Source organism: Paracrocinitomix mangrovi (assembly GCF_019740355.2).
Lineage (GTDB): Bacteria > Bacteroidota > Bacteroidia > Flavobacteriales_D > Crocinitomicaceae > Paracrocinitomix > Paracrocinitomix mangrovi.
Map to the genome: position 1 here is coordinate 3,634,752 of NZ_CP091819.1, position 14,695 is coordinate 3,649,446.

Below are 14,695 nucleotides of genomic sequence, written 5' to 3' on the forward strand. Positions count from 1 at the left end.
ATTAGTTCAAAATTTCCTGGTATTTGGAAGAGTTGGCAGGATCCAATCTTTTAAGTGCACTCACAGCTTTATTCTTTTCACTGATTTCAGCTTGAGAGAATAAATCAATTAATTCTTGTGATTTAGCTGTTAAAAACATTTGAAGGTTTAATGATCCCGGTCTTGATCTTTGAATAGGAATCAAGGATTCCATACAAGTTAAAACTTCGGCTCTTCCGCCTGCCAAATTATTATACATAACATCAAAACCTTTTCTGTGATAATTGTAATAAGTTGTTCTTAAAGGCTTAAATACAGATTGAAGTGCATTGTCCACCATCCAGTATCGGTTGTTCTTTTTACCTGAAGGTAACCATCCCGGATCTCCAGAATTCTTGGCATTATTAGCAATTATCTGTGCTTTGGTAAAATAGGGTGTTCCACCTTCGGGTGAAAAGCTGTCGTAATCATAGGCTAAAACCATGTAGGCATAAAAAGCTAAGATAGATGTCAAATTGCTTCTGTGCTGATCTATTGAGAACAATAGTGCAGTATTTCGGGCATAATCAATCTTAAAGTTGTTGTCTACAAAGTTGAATAAATTGGTGTTGTATGCTGTGTTGTATACAGGTCTGGTTGATTGAACCTGAATTTTTCCTTCATAAGTGGTAGTTGAAGGGATATCCGTGATCGTAATCAATATGGACATATTGATACGTTCTTCAATTTCAAAAACGTCATTGGTCCAACGCGTATTATTCATGAAATCATAAATAGCTCCCTGAAGCTCAGTAAAAACTTCTTTTTCTACAGGACCCACTTGCAGTGAAGGTGTGTTGATTACACTAACTTCACAGTTAAGCTCTTGAGCTACCGCTTTGGTACCAAGTACAATTGTTAATATGATCAATAAATTTTTCAACGCTTACAAATCTATAGCTTATCTGTTGAATTATCAATTAGATTGTTTTCAATTTCATCAACAATATCTGCTGCCACGTGTGATTTATCTTTTAACTCGAAAGATTTAATTTTATTGTCAGTACTCAAAAAACTTACTTTATTAGTTTCACCTCCAAATCCTGCGCCTTTATCTTTGAGCGAGTTTAGCACCAGTAAATCAAGGTTCTTTTTTGCTAGTTTTTTGAATCCATTTTCGGTTTCATTTTCAGTTTCTAAAGCAAATCCAACCAAATATTGATTCTTTTTATTGTTCCCTGCCCACAATAGGATGTCTGGGTTTTTAACCAGTTCTATTGTCATTTCATCTGAAGATTTTTTAATTTTTTCTTCAGCTTGATTTTTTGGACGATAATCAGCAACGGCAGCTGAAAAGATTCCGATATCCATTTGAGACCAAATCTTTTCTACTACATCCATCATTTCTGTTGCAGCTTTAATTTGAATAACTTCTATGTTGGGATCTTTTACTTTGAAATTGGTAGGACCAGTAACCAAAGTGACTTTCGCACCTCTAGCAGCACATTCATCTGCCAATAAAATTCCTGTTTTTCCACTTGAATGATTGCCTATAAATCTTACCGGATCTATAGCTTCATAAGTAGGGCCGCCAGTGATTAAAACATTTTTACCTTTTAAAACAGAATCCTCCATAAAGAATTCATGAATTAATTGAGCAATCACTTCTGGTTCTTCCATTCTCCCTTTTCCTTCTAATCCACTTGCCAATTCACCGGATGTTGGTTCAATTACGCTAACACCATTAGCTGCAATAGTTTTAAGATTATCGCTTGTGCTGAAGTGTTTGAACATGTCTAAATCCATTGCAGGAGCTATCCAAACAGGACATTTGGCACTTAAATAAGTAGCAATTAAAAAATTATCAGCATTTCCGCTCACTAATTTAGATAAGCTATTGGCAGAAACCGGGGCGATAATAAAAAGATCAGCCCATAAACCAAGGTCTACGTGATTTTCCCAAATGCCTTTTTCTTCATCCTTAACAAAGTCAATTGCTACCGGATTTTTGGATAGGGTAGAAAGGGTGAGAGGTGAAATAAAGTCACAAGCCGAATGGGTCATTACAACTTTAACCTCAGCACCTAATTTTATAAGTTCTCTTACTAAATAAGCCGATTTATAGGCCGCGATACTCCCGGTAACGCCTACTAAGATCTTTTTCCCGGAAAGCATGAATGGATTTAGTCTTCTTGTCCTGCTTCGATTGCTTCGTTAGCATCTCTTACATAGATCTTATCTTCAAGATACTCTTGGATAGCAATAGCAACAGGCTTTGGAAGGCTTTCGTAGAATTTAGAGATTTCAATTTGCTCTCTATTTTCGAAAATTTCTTCCAAGTTATCTGTAGTTGAAGCAAATTCAGCCAATTTCTTTGTCAACTCATCTTTCATCTCTGCAGAAATCTGGTTTGATCTCTTTGAAATTGCAATCAACGCTTTGTAAATATTACCTGATTTTTCAGAAAAATCAGATGAATCTCTAGTTACAGTTGTTCTTTCAGCGTTGGTATTTTTGTAGTTAATGCTCATCTCTCTTATTTATCTATTGACTACTACTTTCTTTAATTTTAGTCAGTTCCTGCTCTGTTTTTTCTTTGTAACTCTCTACCTCAGTGGAGTGTCCAGATTCAGGAAATGCGGCTACAAAGGTACGATATCTTTTCAATGTTTCTTCTAATCTCTCTTTCTTTTTTGACTCAATACTATTAATTGCCAAAAAATAGCTGCTTTTCACAGCATGGAACAGTATGCTTTCTTTGTATTGAGATTCCGGATATTTCTCCAAAGTTCCTTCTAAAGCAACTACTGCCGCTTTGTAGTTTTCAGTTTTGTAATACAACATGGCATTTTCATATTGCTTCAATTCCAACTTCCCTCTTAATCTATCCATGATTTGATTACAAGTATCAATGCGTGTACTGTTTGGGTACAGATCAATGAAGATTTGTAATTCGTCTAATGCATTTAAAGTTTCTGTTTGATCTAACTTGTAGTTAGGTGAGTTTTGAACTGCGCACAATGCACTTAAAAAAGCGGCTTTTTCATTGAATTTACTTGTAGGATATTGACGGATAAATCTTTTAAAGTAGTATCCGGCCAAATAATAGTCCCCCAATTCGTAGTTAGACATGCAATAATAGAAGTATAACTTTTCGCCTTCTGATGTTATTTTATAAAATGGAATGACGTCTTCAAGCAAAGTGACGCTTTTCAAGTAATCTTCTTCTTCGTAATATTTTAAAGCCGCATTCTTTTTGCGTTCGTTATCACCGCTTTTAAGTATTTGATTATACTCTGAGCATGACAACATCAACAAGGCAACCAGTGACATTAAAATTGTTTTCGACAGCTTTATCATTCTTATTTTAGTCTATTTAGCGGGTAGATTATTACGTCACATCCGCCATAAATATTGCGCCAAAGATAATGTATTCAGTTGTTAAAAAATGTCAAATTGTTCACTAACCGAACTTAAAAATGTGAATAAAAATTTCACAATCCTTGTGTTTGTTCGAATTTTCGGCCTATTTTCGCACCATAATTACTCACGCGCGACGTGAAGGAAATTAAAATTATGGCGTTAGATATATTTGAGAAGATTAAGGCAAACAGAGGACCAATAGGTCAACATGCCAAAGGAGTACACGGATATTTTACTTTTCCAAAATTGGAAGGTGAAATTGGAAACAAAATGACGTTTAGAGGTAAGGAATGTCTAGTATGGAGTGTTAACAACTACTTAGGATTAGCAAATGATCCTGAAGTGAGAAAAGCGGATGCGGATGCGTCAGCTCAGTGGGGACTTGCTTATCCTATGGGATCTAGAATGATGACTGGTCAAACTTCAGAGCACGAAGCTTTGGAGCGTGAGTTATCAGATTTCATGCAAAAAGAAGATACTATCCTTTTAAACTTCGGATACCAGGGGATGTTATCAGCAATTGATTGTCTAGTTGATAGAAAAGACGTAATTGTTTATGATAGTGAGTCTCATGCTTGTATCATTGATGGTGTAAGATTACACGCAGGAAAAAGATTTGTTTTCCAACACAATGACATGGCTAGCTTCGAAAAACAAATGGAGCGTGCTACTAAATTAGCTCAAGAGACTGGTGGAGGTATCATGGTTATTACTGAAGGTGTTTTCGGTATGGCTGGAGACCAAGGTCTTTTAAAAGAAATTATTGAGTACAGAAAATCTGGAAAATACGATTTCAGATTGTTCGTTGATGATGCTCACGGTTTCGGAACTTTAGGTAAAACAGGAATGGGAACCGGTGAAGAACAAGGTTGTCATGACGGAATTGATATCTATTTTGGAACATTCGCTAAATCAATGGCATCAATTGGAGCTTTTATTTCTTCAACTGAGGATGTGATTGAATTTATGAGATACAACATGAGATCTCAAATGTTTGCAAAATCATTACCAATGCCTTTGGTTGTTGGAGCAAGAAAACGTCTTGAAATGTTGAGAACTCAACCAAGACACAAAGAAAACTTGTGGAAAATTGCAACTGCATTACAAACAGGATTGAAAAATTCAGGATTTGATATAGGAAGAACTAATTCTCCTGTAACTCCTGTATTCCTTAAAGGAACATTAGGTGAAGCAACTAATATTACATTTGATTTGAGAGAGAATTATGGAATTTTCTGTTCAATCGTTGTTTATCCGGTTGTACCTAAAGATGTGATCATGCTAAGAATGATCCCTACTGCAGTTCATACAATGGAAGATGTTGAATATACTATTGAAACTTTCAAGAAAGTACAAGAAGGACTAAAATCTGGAAAATACAAAGCTGAACAGTTGAAAGTAGTAGAAACTGATAAATAGGGCACGCGCTGTGTCTTACCGATAATATTCGGTGAATAGGAAACCCCTGACAACTACTACGTCAGGGGTTTCTTTTTTATTATAGGTCTATTTTACTTGTCCAAAGCTTCTTGACCAAGTCTTATTATATCACGAGCCGACATATTGCCCGAGCCCGAATGAATTAATACTTCATTTTTATCTATAAAATACAAAGTAGGGTATCCCTTTAGATTATATTTTTTGCTCAATCTTGGACCATTGGGATTTTTTTCCATGTCCATTTTGAAATTGATGAATTTTCTATTGAAGAACTCAACCACTTTAATATTGGAAAAGGTATCTCTTTCCAGAATTTTGCAAAATCCACACCAGGAAGCCATGGCATCTAAAAAAATCAGTTTGTCCTCCTCGTCTGCCTTTTTAAGCGCTTCTTGCCAACTACCTTCAAAGAATTTAATCTCTTCTTCTTCAACAGATTTGTCCTGTGGATTGTGCTGATTTAAGGATCTATCATAGGTAAATCCAAATAATAAAGAAGCACTAAATAATATGACAATAGACAAATTCTTCATTTTAATTCTGTTAACTTTAATACGTCCAATTTATTATTGGTTACCCTTTAATACTCAAAAAATATTCCAATGTTAAACGATCTTATTATTGTTGACGGTGTGTCTGACGAGTACTTACGCAAGATAAAGGCGTTTGTAAGATTGTGGAATGATGCGTCTGAAACAATAACAGTGAGTACATCCGGCTCTACCGGAACTCCTAAAGAGATTGAATTGAGTAAAAAACGAGTGAGGGCATCTGCCAATTATACAGCTAAGTTTTTTGGTTTTGAAAAAGGTCAAACTGCATTGTTGAACTTATCTCCGGATTACATTGCTGGAAAATTAATGATAGTAAGAGCCATTGAGAACAACATGAATCTTATGATTGCTCCATTATCAGGTGATCCATTAAAAAATGTGAATGACGAGCCTATTGCGTTTGGAGCGTTTGTGCCCGCTCAGATCAATGAAATTTTAAAGAATGAGCATTCTAAGGAGATATTGGCACGAATTGGAAATGTAATCATTGGAGGTGCACCTATCTCACCTGAAGTAGAAAACGAACTGACAGCCATTAGCTCAAAAATCTATGCTTCATTTGGAATGACTGAAACTATCACACATTTTGCCTTGAGAAGATTAGGAACTCCAATTTATAATTGTCTTGATGGTTATAAAATAGCATTAGATAAAAGGTCATGTCTGGTAGTAAAAAAGAACAAAGTGGTGGAGAAAACACTCGTCACAAATGATGTGATTGATTATATCAATTCAACCACTTTTAAATGGAAAGGAAGATTAGACAATGTGATCAATTCAGGTGGAATAAAAATCTATCCTGAAAAAATAGAAAAAATGATCGCTCATTTATTGCCTGACAATCGTTTTTATGTGACTTCTAAAAAGGATGATAAGTTTGGTGAAGTTGCGGTCCTTGTGGTTGAGGGAGAGGTTGATAATGAAAAATTGCTGAATGACGCAAAGGATTCTGTTCCGCGTTATCATGCTCCAAAAGAAGTGATAGTAGAAGATGTTTTAGAAGAAACACCTACGCAAAAAATCATTCGTAAAAAGTTTTAAGAATTCTTTCTGTAATATGCTAATAGCACCAGATCATAACTAAAATGACCTGCAATTGCATGGTAAATAGTTAGCTCTCTTGCGGCCCAACCCAGGAACATGATGAAAGCAGTTAGCAAAATGGCAAATGCATTTACTTTTGGTTCTTTATAAGAGAAGTATCCATGGATAGCAACAAAAAAGATGGCTGTTATAATGATGCCTAAAAGTGGTTGTATGGCTCCTCTAAAAAATATCTCTTCACCAACTCCGGCACAAATGGAAAGAAAAATAACATGAAAACGGTTGATTTTTAAGTTGCTTAGGAGGTCTCTGTATTTGCTCAATGAGTCATCAAAGAAGGGAAGTTCAGTTAGCCAAATCACAATGAGCCCAAAAATAATTCCTGCTGATAAAAATGAAGGAATGGAATAGAGTTGAGGTAATTCCACAACAAACACAGATTCAAAACTGATGCCTTGAAAATACATGATCGGCCAAGCCAAAAGTGGAAAAACTATGAGCGTGGCCAAACCTAAAATCCAAAGAGAATTGAACTTACTTCTCATATCACAAAGTAACGAATAATCAAGCTGAACGGTCGGTAAATAAATGGAAATTATAATGCCTGCCTAAATAATTTAAAATCCATTATTGATTCAATAATTTAATGCTTACAAGCTTACGAATTATGAAAAATAGTGTAGATAAACCCATCCATAGATCAAAACTTAGAAGAAGCATTGGCAAAGAATATTTCTGTATCAAACAGAAAGTTCGTTGGTGGACAGGTCAGGAAGTATATGCAAGGGAGATAGACCTGTCCCCATTGCCCAATGAAGTGGTAAATCACTCCACTTTGTTATTGCGAAAATTAAAGGATGTGGACATGTATCTGCAACACAATAAAATTGTTAATCTCAGATTAGCGGCATCAAAAATTAACGGAATCATCATTGAACCCGGTCAAACATTTTCTTTTTGGAAGACCGTTGGCAGGCCAACTAAAAGAAAAGGATACGTTGATGGATTGACCTTAAGTGATGGTAAAATTGGAAGAGGTGTAGGAGGTGGCTTATGCCAAATGGGAAATTTGATTTATTGGATGAGTTTGCACACTCCTTTAACAGTGCAAGAAAGATGGAGACACGGCTATGATGTTTTTCCGGATGTTAACAGAAAGCTTCCTTTTGGATCCGGCGCAACGCTTTCATACAATTATGTGGATTTACAACTAAAAAATGAAACACAAGTTCCATTTCAGATTAATTTAAAAATAAGCAAGACACATCTGCAGGGAAATATTTCTTCTGGTTTTCCAATTGTCAATGAGTATGAGGTTTTTGAACGCAACCATAAATTTGAATTGCAATGGTGGGGTGGTTATACGCGACACAATCAGATATGGAGACGTATTAAAAATAAGGTAACCACCGAAACTACAGAAGAGTTGGTGACCGAGAATCACGCAATTATGATGTATAATCCTTTGATTGGACAGAATACTTGACCCGTATAATATTCTATAATTCAGGTAGATTAGACTTTATTAAAGAAATGTAAAAGCAGTAGTTTGGTGCCACAATCGTTGTGCTGCAACCAATTTCACCCTATAAAAGCTGCTTAACCCGGGATTTCAATCAATGAAGTCCCGGTAAGAGTAGAATTCTTTTTAATTTTGAAGGTCTAAATTAAGCACCTATGATTCAAGAAGACCTGTTAGATTCTAGCGATATTCCAAAAAACAAACTAGACATTGATAGTGCCGAGATTTTGCATTGGTGTAATGAAACCTTGAGAGACTGGGGTTTGTCAGGTGATTCGCTTATTTATACCCGTACAATACTTTTGGTGATTATAACTGTCGGAGTAAGTTTTCTTTTGTGGTGGCTGACAAGAAATATTTTATTGTCTATCATTCACAGGTTTGCTGAAAAGACAAAGACAAAGTGGGATGATGAATTAGTAAACAATAAGTTCTTTTCTGCATTGGCGCACTTAGTGCCATTGTTATTTATGGATTACTTTATCCGTATTGTATTTCACTCTTTTCCAAGAATAGCCACATTTGGCGTAAAACTCACAGATTTAGCCATCATTATTGTGATCAATATTGTGATCATTCGCTTTTTGAATACTACCAAAGATGTGTTGAGTCAAAAAGAATCTTTGAAAGATAAGCCACTAGAATCTTTTTCGCAGTTAGGTAAGATTATCGTGACCATTTTGTTGGTTTTTATCATGATTTCAGTGGCTTTTAATGTAGATCTATTAGTCATTTTAACTTCAATGGGAGCCATGACAGCAGTGATTTTGTTGGTTTTCAAAGACACTATTTTAGGATTTGTAGGGAGTATACAATTGGCAGCTAATGATATGGTGCGTATTGGTGATTGGGTAACTATGGAAAAATATGGTGCAGATGGAGATGTAATGGAAATTACCCTTAATACAGTAAAGGTCAAAAACTTTGATTTGACTATTACTACCATACCAACGTATTCTTTTATCTCTGATTCTTTTAAAAACTGGCGAGGGATGCAAGAGTCAGGTGGAAGAAGGGTAGTGAGATCTTTGAATATTCAATTAAGTTCAATTAAGTTCTGTACACCTGAACTATTAGATAAACTAGGTGAGATTGAATTGATCAAAGATTATGTAGAGAAAAAAGAACAAGAAATTGAACAATTCAATGCCAATAACAAGGTGAATAAAAAGGTGTTGTTAAATGGCAGGAACCAGACAAATATTGGGATTTTCAGATACTATGTTACGCAGTACTTAAAGAATAATCCTGAAATCAATCAGAACATGACTTTGATGGTGCGTCAATTACAACCTACTGAGCAAGGAGTGGCTTTGCAAGTTTATTGTTTTACCAAAACTAAAGTTTGGGATGAATACGAGCAGGTAATTAGTCACATTTTTGATCACCTAATGGCCTCTGTCAAATATTTTGATCTGAGAATATTTGAGAATCCTTCAGGAGAAGATTTTAAGAGAATTGCGAACTAGTCCAAATCAGTGTCCAAAAGATCTTCTTTATCCTGAGAACTATTAAATGGTTTAAATGAAACGGCAATTGCTGCAATTTCTAAAGGAATACATAAAAGACTAATAAAAACTCCAAATTTCAATTTGGCAACGGTTAAAAAAATTCCTAGTAAAAAGATGCCGGTAGCAGAGAAATGAAGAATTTTTGCCGTTTTATTGCTAATAATAGGGTTTGGCATATCTCCTCCCGCTTTCTTTGCTTGGTTTCGAATGTAGGTTACCAATAAAATTAGTCCAATGATGAAATAAAGGTGAATTCCTTTTGTGAGGTTTCTGGTGTCACCAATATTTAAAAATCTTGCTAATAGATAGATGTAAAAAAGAACATTTAATAGATTGGTAACGAAATAAAGCTTAAGTGCTTTTTGTTCATCTTTTGGGTTTTCATTTTCCATATCTAATCGTCCAGCGTTAATTCAGGATGAGCTTCTAACACGTCCGTTTGCTGACCGCGTTTGTATAATGCATGAAATTTAACTTTACCTGATTTGGTATAAATGATGCGTTCTCCTACCTGGAAATTCATATCAAACTCCTGATCTTCATGAATCTGTCCGTTTTCGTGATAAGAAATCATTTTACCATGGACTTTACCATCAACAAAATTTTTATCCAACTTGACAGATCCATCCGCATAATATTCCTGGCAATTGCCTGTATAACCAACTCTTCTTTCAAATCTGTAAAAGTGATTATAAGGTTCGTCAAAAGTTAATTCATGACAATCACAATGCGTTGAGTCAATATCAGAAGTTTGATTTTCAGAATCATTGTTAGGTTCTTCTCCTTTACAACTCCAAATTACAACTGGTAAAATCAGTAAAAAGCTCCATTTAGTCATGATGCGAAACAAATAATAAATGTTTGAACTGCAAAGTTATTAAGAATTGAAAAAGAGAATAATTATATCAGTGAAAGTTCTTGAAGGCTGATTTAGCAGTGTTTACAAAATAGATGAAATATTTGTGAGTTAAAATTTGTTCAGATGTAGAACTCTCACTATATTTGTCCCCCCAAACGAGGAGATAATTATTATAAAGATATATTGCGGGGTGGAGCAGTTGGTAGCTCGTCGGGCTCATAACCCGAAGGCCGTTGGTTCGAGTCCAGCCCCCGCTACTAAGAAAACCTCAGTGCATTGCGCTGAGGTTTTTTTGTTTTATCTAAGACGATTCAAGCTTGCTTGAATGAGGATTGGATGAAATAAAAAAAACTGAACTAAGTGAAGGTTTTCTTAGTTAATCCCAACCTTAAGGTCCACTGCCCGAACGCAGTGAGTGGCAGTGAATCCAGCCCCCGCTACTAAGAAAAGTCTAGACGAAAGTCCAAGCTTTTTTGTTTTTCAGCAGACATTTTTTTTAATTTACTCTGTGAAAAAGTGTCAAGATATTTTAGGGTTGAAAAAAAATAAAATCTTTTTCCAACCCTAAGTATTATTAATTCGACTTTATAATGATGAATATTCTATTCAAGAGATATTGGCCAATTTTAGTGCTGACAATTTTCGTCGGTTTAACTTCTTGTAAAAAGAGTGAATTAAAGAAACCTGCAGATGTTTCTGTGCAAATGGATATTAATCGTCAGCCTAGTACCCAAGGCCATCTAGAGTTTAATTCGGGTTACATACGAATAACCGATTTTAGAGTAGAAGGAACAAGACAAGAAGGTGCTCCTGTTGAAATGAACAAAGATTTTTCTCAAGGATTATTAATAACCTTTAGTCCTACAATTATGGTTTCTGAGTTAAATCTGGATATTCCTCAAGGAAATTATACAGATTTGGACATTTCATTTGACACTTTTGATGATTTGGGCCAACCAACTATTCAGGTAGAAGGTACTTATACTAATCAATCCAGTCAAACATTTCCGGTAATCTTTGAATTTGAATCAAGTGAAACATTTAGTATTAATGGGGAATCAGAAACGGGAGAACCAATAATAGTTTTAGACAAAAATATTCCTTCCAATACTTTTATTCAATTTGATCCACAATATTGGTTTGATATTGTGACCATAAATATGTGGGATAATGCAGTTATGGTTGATGTTCAAGGTACAATGACCATTTTAATAAATGAGAGTGTAAATGACGCGATTTATGACCTAATTGCGGATCGAATAGATGATGCTACTGAGGCAACATTTGGAAATTAATGGACAATAATTTTGAAAACATAGAATTTCTTGATGATAGATTTCTAGTACAGAAATGTATTGAAGATGATAGAAGATATCAGGAAGCACTTTATAGAAAGTTTGCTAAGAAGATGTTTCAAGTTTGTAAACGTTATGCAAGAGATAATGATGAAGCTATGGATTTTTTACAAGAAGGATTCATAGAGGTTTTTAAAAAACTTGAAAATTATCGATTTGAAGGATCATTAGAAGGTTGGGTTAGAAAAGTAATTGTGTTCAGAACCATTGATGTTTTAAGAAAAGAAAAAAGATATCAAGAAATAATAGGAGAACTTGATGCTGAATTGCATGTAGAGGCTGAAGAGTTTGAATTATTGAGTGGTCAAACTACTGCTGAAAGATTAAGGGAATTGGTTAATCAATTACCTGGTAAAGCAGGATTAGTTTTAAAACTGTTTGTAATTGAAGGATTAACGCATCCTGAAATAGCTGAGCATTTAGAAATATCCATAGGAACATCAAAATCACAATTAAATAGGGCCAGAACCCTTATTAAAGCATCATTAAAAAGTGAGTGATAAATCTGGAAATATTGATGACCTAATTAGAAATGGGTTTGATTCTTCTGATGAAGGATTTGATTTTGATTCATGGAGTAGCATGGAGAAGAAATTAAATGCTAATGTGGATATTGATACACAAATTGTTGAAGCGTTCAATCAATTTTCGGATGATTTACCTACTTCTGTATGGCCCGAAATTCAGGAAGAACTTGATATTAATACAGTTTGGAAACGAATTGCGAAAAAACTAGAGAAAAAGAAAAGACGTGCGATCATATGGTGGAATATTGCTGGAATTATTTTACTACTGGTATTTGCAGGATATCTTTTTAAAGATGAATTTATCTCTGTCAATCAAAGTGAAGATTCTGTTGAATTAAAAGAAAATATAAGCGAGGTTGATTCGGGTGATATTACTAGTAAAGAAGGCTCAGAAATTGTTGATAATATCAGCTCTAAGGAAAGAGAATTGCAGAATCCTGAAAGTTTTTCGAGCAATTCAACCATGTCATTAGTTGATAGACAAGAGGGTTTTGTAGTGAGATCAACAAATGTATCTCTTGATAAAGATATTCGGGATGATAATAATAATACCACAAGTTTTCAAAAAGAGAATTCATTTATTGAATTATTGGAGCGAACTTCGGTTGAACCAGTAGTGCAGTTAGGATATGAGCAAGGTATGCCAAATATTGAATTGCCTGTACCGGGAAAAAATAAAAATTTACACCCAAGAAAATGGATAGTTGGTGGTTTTGGTGCTGTTGATAATGGACTTATTTCAGATGCAACTACCAGGTCTGCTTTCTCAGCCAATTCAATAAACTCAAATAATTTTACGCTTTCCACAAACTATGGATTGTACGGACAGTTCTATACTCAAAAGAACTATTTTGTGCAGGCTGAATTTTATTTGAACTCTAGAATTAAAAGATCAACTCAGGAGTATCAACATTTTCAATACTTAAATCATTCATTAAAACTTGATTACTGTCAACTTTCATTGTCTTTTGGTAAATCCATTCCTCTAGGAAAAAGTAATCACATCTGGTTCAATCCCGACATAGGACTTTTCGGTGGATATTTAAAATACAGCAATGAGTATGTGGATGATGTACTAATTTCAAACAATACTTCACATAAAAAATGGAATTACGGTGTACAAGTGGATTTAGGAATTCAACATGAGTTTAACAGATTTGTTGTGGGGTATGGACTTCATTCAAATTTTGGTTTAGCAAACATCTTTCAGGGAACTGAAAAGCAATCAAGCTTCTTAAATGTGTCCCAAACTTTTTCAAATGGAGTTTATCTAAAGTTAGGTTTCAAAATTTAACACCTTTTTCCAACCCTTTACATTTTTCATTCGGCTTTAAGTGGAGAAAACTATTGTATGGATTTAGGTGTCAATATTTTAAAGTTTATAAACTTCAGTTATCCGGATCGTCAAGATGATTTCATTCCTGTTGATGTAATAAATAATCATATAGGAAAGGAGACTCAGGAGCCTTTAGTCATTTTTAGAATACTTGACAGTTTATATTTATTGGAAAATAAAAATCTTATAGAAACAACCGCAAATGTAGAGCGGCAGGCGTTTTGTGTAAGAATTACTGAGAAAGGTAAAAATTATTTAAAAGAATATTCCAACCCCTCAGCAAATTGAAACGGCTTATAAATAAATAATCAAACGAAATGAAAAAAATCTTATTTGTGATGTTGTTTATGGCAGGAATTTCTGTAACAATGTCAAGTTGTAAAAAGGCAAATTTAACAAGAGATCAATGGAAGATTGCGAATGCAACAGATCTACAAGACAATACCAATATTACTGCTGACTATGCAGGTGAAATATGGGAGTACAGTAAAAATGGAGATTATATTGAGAACGGTTCAAAAAAAGGAGTTTGGGCTTGGGGTGATGGAAAAAACAAACTTATTATCACTGAAAATGATGGATCTATTGATACTTACAATGTAATTAAAATTAAAAAGAACGAGATGGAAATAGAGCTGCCTGGGGATGAAAACCTTCAGCTTGAAAGAATTCAGTAATCAATAATATGAGATTAAAATGAAAAAATGGAATAAATTATTTGGGTTAATCGTAATTGCAGGTCTTACCGTAACTGCCACATCTTGTAACAAAGTAAAGGATGGGAAAGTTATCACTGATACTTATGATGGCAACGTAAGTGTTACATCAACTGGAGCTAATGCTGGTGGAGATTTCACAGGGACAGGAGATAATGGGGTTTACGCCTTTGGTTGGGAAAATAACAAGTCAAAAGCTGAAGTTAATTTTGACATCACAACTCCTACAGGTTCATTAAACTTTAAACTAGAAGATGCAGACAAAAAAGAAGTGTTAAATGAAACAAGGTATGCTGGAAGTAATGATACATATTCTGGTGTAAGTTTGGCTGGAGCTTCTGGAGTTTGGACAGTTACTTTAACATTTTCTGATTTTAATGGAAATGGGAGTTATTCATTGAGTCCAATAGATTAATAAAGTCACAACTTGCTTGAGCATTTTATGCTGCA

Annotated in this window: 18 protein-coding genes and 1 tRNA gene; 11 read left to right on the plus strand and 8 right to left on the minus strand. The window is 34.6% G+C overall.

Features of this window, described 5'->3' with window-relative positions; all coding sequences use genetic code 11:
* Position 1: 1 nt before the first annotated feature.
* From porD to K6119_RS16225, 4 genes are read right to left on the minus strand one after another with little or no spacing between them, the layout of a single operon-like run.
* Complete coding sequence (gene porD, locus K6119_RS16210; RefSeq protein ID WP_221833347.1) at positions 2 to 889, minus strand: type IX secretion system protein PorD; 888 nt, start codon at positions 887 to 889, stop codon at positions 2 to 4.
* Positions 890 to 912: 23 nt separating this feature from the next.
* Positions 913 to 2,133: a bifunctional phosphopantothenoylcysteine decarboxylase/phosphopantothenate--cysteine ligase CoaBC gene (gene coaBC, locus K6119_RS16215; RefSeq protein WP_221833349.1), complete on the minus strand. Its 1,221-nt coding sequence runs from the start codon at positions 2,131 to 2,133 to the stop codon at positions 913 to 915.
* Between the two features lie 8 nt (positions 2,134 to 2,141).
* Entirely contained in the window at positions 2,142 to 2,489 is a 348-nt protein-coding gene (locus K6119_RS16220; protein WP_221833351.1) for a DNA-directed RNA polymerase subunit omega, read from the minus strand.
* Between the two features lie 13 nt (positions 2,490 to 2,502).
* Positions 2,503 to 3,318 (minus strand): outer membrane protein assembly factor BamD, encoded by an 816-nt coding sequence (locus tag K6119_RS16225; RefSeq protein ID WP_237828042.1) that lies wholly within the window; start codon positions 3,316 to 3,318, stop codon positions 2,503 to 2,505.
* Between the two features lie 216 nt (positions 3,319 to 3,534).
* Here K6119_RS16225 and K6119_RS16230 point away from each other — a divergent pair, with 216 nt between their 5' ends.
* Positions 3,535 to 4,800 (plus strand): aminotransferase class I/II-fold pyridoxal phosphate-dependent enzyme, encoded by a 1,266-nt coding sequence (locus K6119_RS16230; protein WP_221833353.1) that lies wholly within the window; start codon positions 3,535 to 3,537, stop codon positions 4,798 to 4,800.
* Positions 4,801 to 4,892: 92 nt separating this feature from the next.
* Here K6119_RS16230 and K6119_RS16235 read toward each other — a convergent pair whose 3' ends face one another.
* The gene (locus K6119_RS16235) at positions 4,893 to 5,354 is read right to left on the minus strand and encodes a thioredoxin family protein (protein ID WP_221833354.1); all 462 of its coding nucleotides are present in this window, start codon (positions 5,352 to 5,354) and stop codon (positions 4,893 to 4,895) included.
* A gap of 69 nt (positions 5,355 to 5,423) precedes the next feature.
* Between K6119_RS16235 and K6119_RS16240 the strand changes: the two genes are divergently transcribed.
* Positions 5,424 to 6,416 (plus strand): AMP-binding protein, encoded by a 993-nt coding sequence (locus tag K6119_RS16240; RefSeq protein ID WP_221833355.1) that lies wholly within the window; start codon positions 5,424 to 5,426, stop codon positions 6,414 to 6,416.
* On the opposite strand, the gene K6119_RS16245 is transcribed toward K6119_RS16240, so the two are convergent.
* The gene (locus K6119_RS16245) at positions 6,413 to 6,964 is read right to left on the minus strand and encodes a CPBP family intramembrane glutamic endopeptidase (protein WP_221833356.1); all 552 of its coding nucleotides are present in this window, start codon (positions 6,962 to 6,964) and stop codon (positions 6,413 to 6,415) included. The genes K6119_RS16240 and K6119_RS16245 overlap by 4 nt on opposite strands.
* A 122-nt stretch (positions 6,965 to 7,086) precedes the next feature.
* On the opposite strand from K6119_RS16245, the gene K6119_RS16250 reads away from it, so the two are divergent.
* Together K6119_RS16250 and K6119_RS16255 are read left to right on the plus strand one after the other, a co-directional pair.
* Positions 7,087 to 7,905, plus strand: coding sequence for a VanW family protein (locus K6119_RS16250; protein WP_221833357.1), 819 nt, complete (start codon positions 7,087 to 7,089; stop codon positions 7,903 to 7,905).
* A gap of 191 nt (positions 7,906 to 8,096) precedes the next feature.
* Positions 8,097 to 9,410: a mechanosensitive ion channel family protein gene (locus tag K6119_RS16255; protein ID WP_221833359.1), complete on the plus strand. Its 1,314-nt coding sequence runs from the start codon at positions 8,097 to 8,099 to the stop codon at positions 9,408 to 9,410.
* On the opposite strand, the gene K6119_RS16260 is transcribed toward K6119_RS16255, so the two are convergent.
* Complete coding sequence (locus K6119_RS16260; RefSeq protein ID WP_221833361.1) at positions 9,407 to 9,844, minus strand: hypothetical protein; 438 nt, start codon at positions 9,842 to 9,844, stop codon at positions 9,407 to 9,409. The genes K6119_RS16255 and K6119_RS16260 overlap by 4 nt on opposite strands.
* A 2-nt stretch (positions 9,845 to 9,846) precedes the next feature.
* Positions 9,847 to 10,290: a toxin-antitoxin system YwqK family antitoxin gene (locus K6119_RS16265; RefSeq protein ID WP_221833363.1), complete on the minus strand. Its 444-nt coding sequence runs from the start codon at positions 10,288 to 10,290 to the stop codon at positions 9,847 to 9,849.
* A gap of 205 nt (positions 10,291 to 10,495) precedes the next feature.
* On the opposite strand from K6119_RS16265, the gene K6119_RS16270 reads away from it, so the two are divergent.
* The 7 genes from K6119_RS16270 (at position 10,496) to K6119_RS16300 (ending at position 14,660) form a co-directional block, all read left to right on the plus strand.
* Positions 10,496 to 10,568 (plus strand) — tRNA-Met (locus K6119_RS16270).
* Positions 10,569 to 10,901: 333 nt separating this feature from the next.
* Complete coding sequence (locus K6119_RS16275) at positions 10,902 to 11,606, plus strand: hypothetical protein (protein WP_221833366.1); 705 nt, start codon at positions 10,902 to 10,904, stop codon at positions 11,604 to 11,606.
* Positions 11,606 to 12,166: an RNA polymerase sigma factor gene (locus K6119_RS16280; protein ID WP_221833368.1), complete on the plus strand. Its 561-nt coding sequence runs from the start codon at positions 11,606 to 11,608 to the stop codon at positions 12,164 to 12,166. The genes K6119_RS16275 and K6119_RS16280 overlap by 1 nt, the downstream gene beginning before the upstream one ends.
* Positions 12,159 to 13,487: a hypothetical protein gene (locus tag K6119_RS16285; RefSeq protein WP_221833370.1), complete on the plus strand. Its 1,329-nt coding sequence runs from the start codon at positions 12,159 to 12,161 to the stop codon at positions 13,485 to 13,487. Before K6119_RS16280 ends, K6119_RS16285 begins: the two co-directional genes overlap by 8 nt.
* A 57-nt stretch (positions 13,488 to 13,544) precedes the next feature.
* Positions 13,545 to 13,817, plus strand: coding sequence for a hypothetical protein (locus K6119_RS16290; RefSeq protein WP_221833372.1), 273 nt, complete (start codon positions 13,545 to 13,547; stop codon positions 13,815 to 13,817).
* A 29-nt stretch (positions 13,818 to 13,846) separates the two neighbouring features.
* Positions 13,847 to 14,206 (plus strand): hypothetical protein, encoded by a 360-nt coding sequence (locus tag K6119_RS16295; RefSeq protein ID WP_221833374.1) that lies wholly within the window; start codon positions 13,847 to 13,849, stop codon positions 14,204 to 14,206.
* 19 nt (positions 14,207 to 14,225) lie between these two features.
* A complete protein-coding gene (locus K6119_RS16300) occupies positions 14,226 to 14,660 on the plus strand; it encodes a hypothetical protein (protein WP_221833376.1) in 435 nt (144 codons plus the stop codon).
* Positions 14,661 to 14,695: the final 35 nt, after the last annotated feature.

What these genes read in the sequence shown, in the direction of transcription:
- K6119_RS16265 (WP_221833363.1), bottom strand. Translation starts at nt 10,290, where the DNA reads ATGACTAAATGGAGCTTTTTACTGATTTTACCAGTTGTAATTTGGAGT.
- K6119_RS16260 (WP_221833361.1), bottom strand. Translation starts at nt 9,844, where the DNA reads ATGGAAAATGAAAACCCAAAAGATGAACAAAAAGCACTTAAGCTTTAT.
- K6119_RS16240 (WP_221833355.1), top strand. Translation starts at nt 5,424, where the DNA reads ATGTTAAACGATCTTATTATTGTTGACGGTGTGTCTGACGAGTACTTA.
- K6119_RS16295 (WP_221833374.1), top strand. Translation starts at nt 13,847, where the DNA reads ATGAAAAAAATCTTATTTGTGATGTTGTTTATGGCAGGAATTTCTGTA.
- K6119_RS16250 (WP_221833357.1), top strand. Translation starts at nt 7,087, where the DNA reads ATGAAAAATAGTGTAGATAAACCCATCCATAGATCAAAACTTAGAAGA.
- K6119_RS16255 (WP_221833359.1), top strand. Translation starts at nt 8,097, where the DNA reads ATGATTCAAGAAGACCTGTTAGATTCTAGCGATATTCCAAAAAACAAA.
- K6119_RS16225 (WP_237828042.1), bottom strand. Translation starts at nt 3,318, where the DNA reads ATGATAAAGCTGTCGAAAACAATTTTAATGTCACTGGTTGCCTTGTTG.
- K6119_RS16230 (WP_221833353.1), top strand. Translation starts at nt 3,535, where the DNA reads ATGGCGTTAGATATATTTGAGAAGATTAAGGCAAACAGAGGACCAATA.
- K6119_RS16300 (WP_221833376.1), top strand. Translation starts at nt 14,226, where the DNA reads ATGAAAAAATGGAATAAATTATTTGGGTTAATCGTAATTGCAGGTCTT.
- coaBC (WP_221833349.1), bottom strand. Translation starts at nt 2,133, where the DNA reads ATGCTTTCCGGGAAAAAGATCTTAGTAGGCGTTACCGGGAGTATCGCG.
- K6119_RS16235 (WP_221833354.1), bottom strand. Translation starts at nt 5,354, where the DNA reads ATGAAGAATTTGTCTATTGTCATATTATTTAGTGCTTCTTTATTATTT.
- K6119_RS16280 (WP_221833368.1), top strand. Translation starts at nt 11,606, where the DNA reads ATGGACAATAATTTTGAAAACATAGAATTTCTTGATGATAGATTTCTA.
- K6119_RS16275 (WP_221833366.1), top strand. Translation starts at nt 10,902, where the DNA reads ATGATGAATATTCTATTCAAGAGATATTGGCCAATTTTAGTGCTGACA.
- K6119_RS16220 (WP_221833351.1), bottom strand. Translation starts at nt 2,489, where the DNA reads ATGAGCATTAACTACAAAAATACCAACGCTGAAAGAACAACTGTAACT.
- K6119_RS16245 (WP_221833356.1), bottom strand. Translation starts at nt 6,964, where the DNA reads ATGAGAAGTAAGTTCAATTCTCTTTGGATTTTAGGTTTGGCCACGCTC.
- K6119_RS16290 (WP_221833372.1), top strand. Translation starts at nt 13,545, where the DNA reads ATGGATTTAGGTGTCAATATTTTAAAGTTTATAAACTTCAGTTATCCG.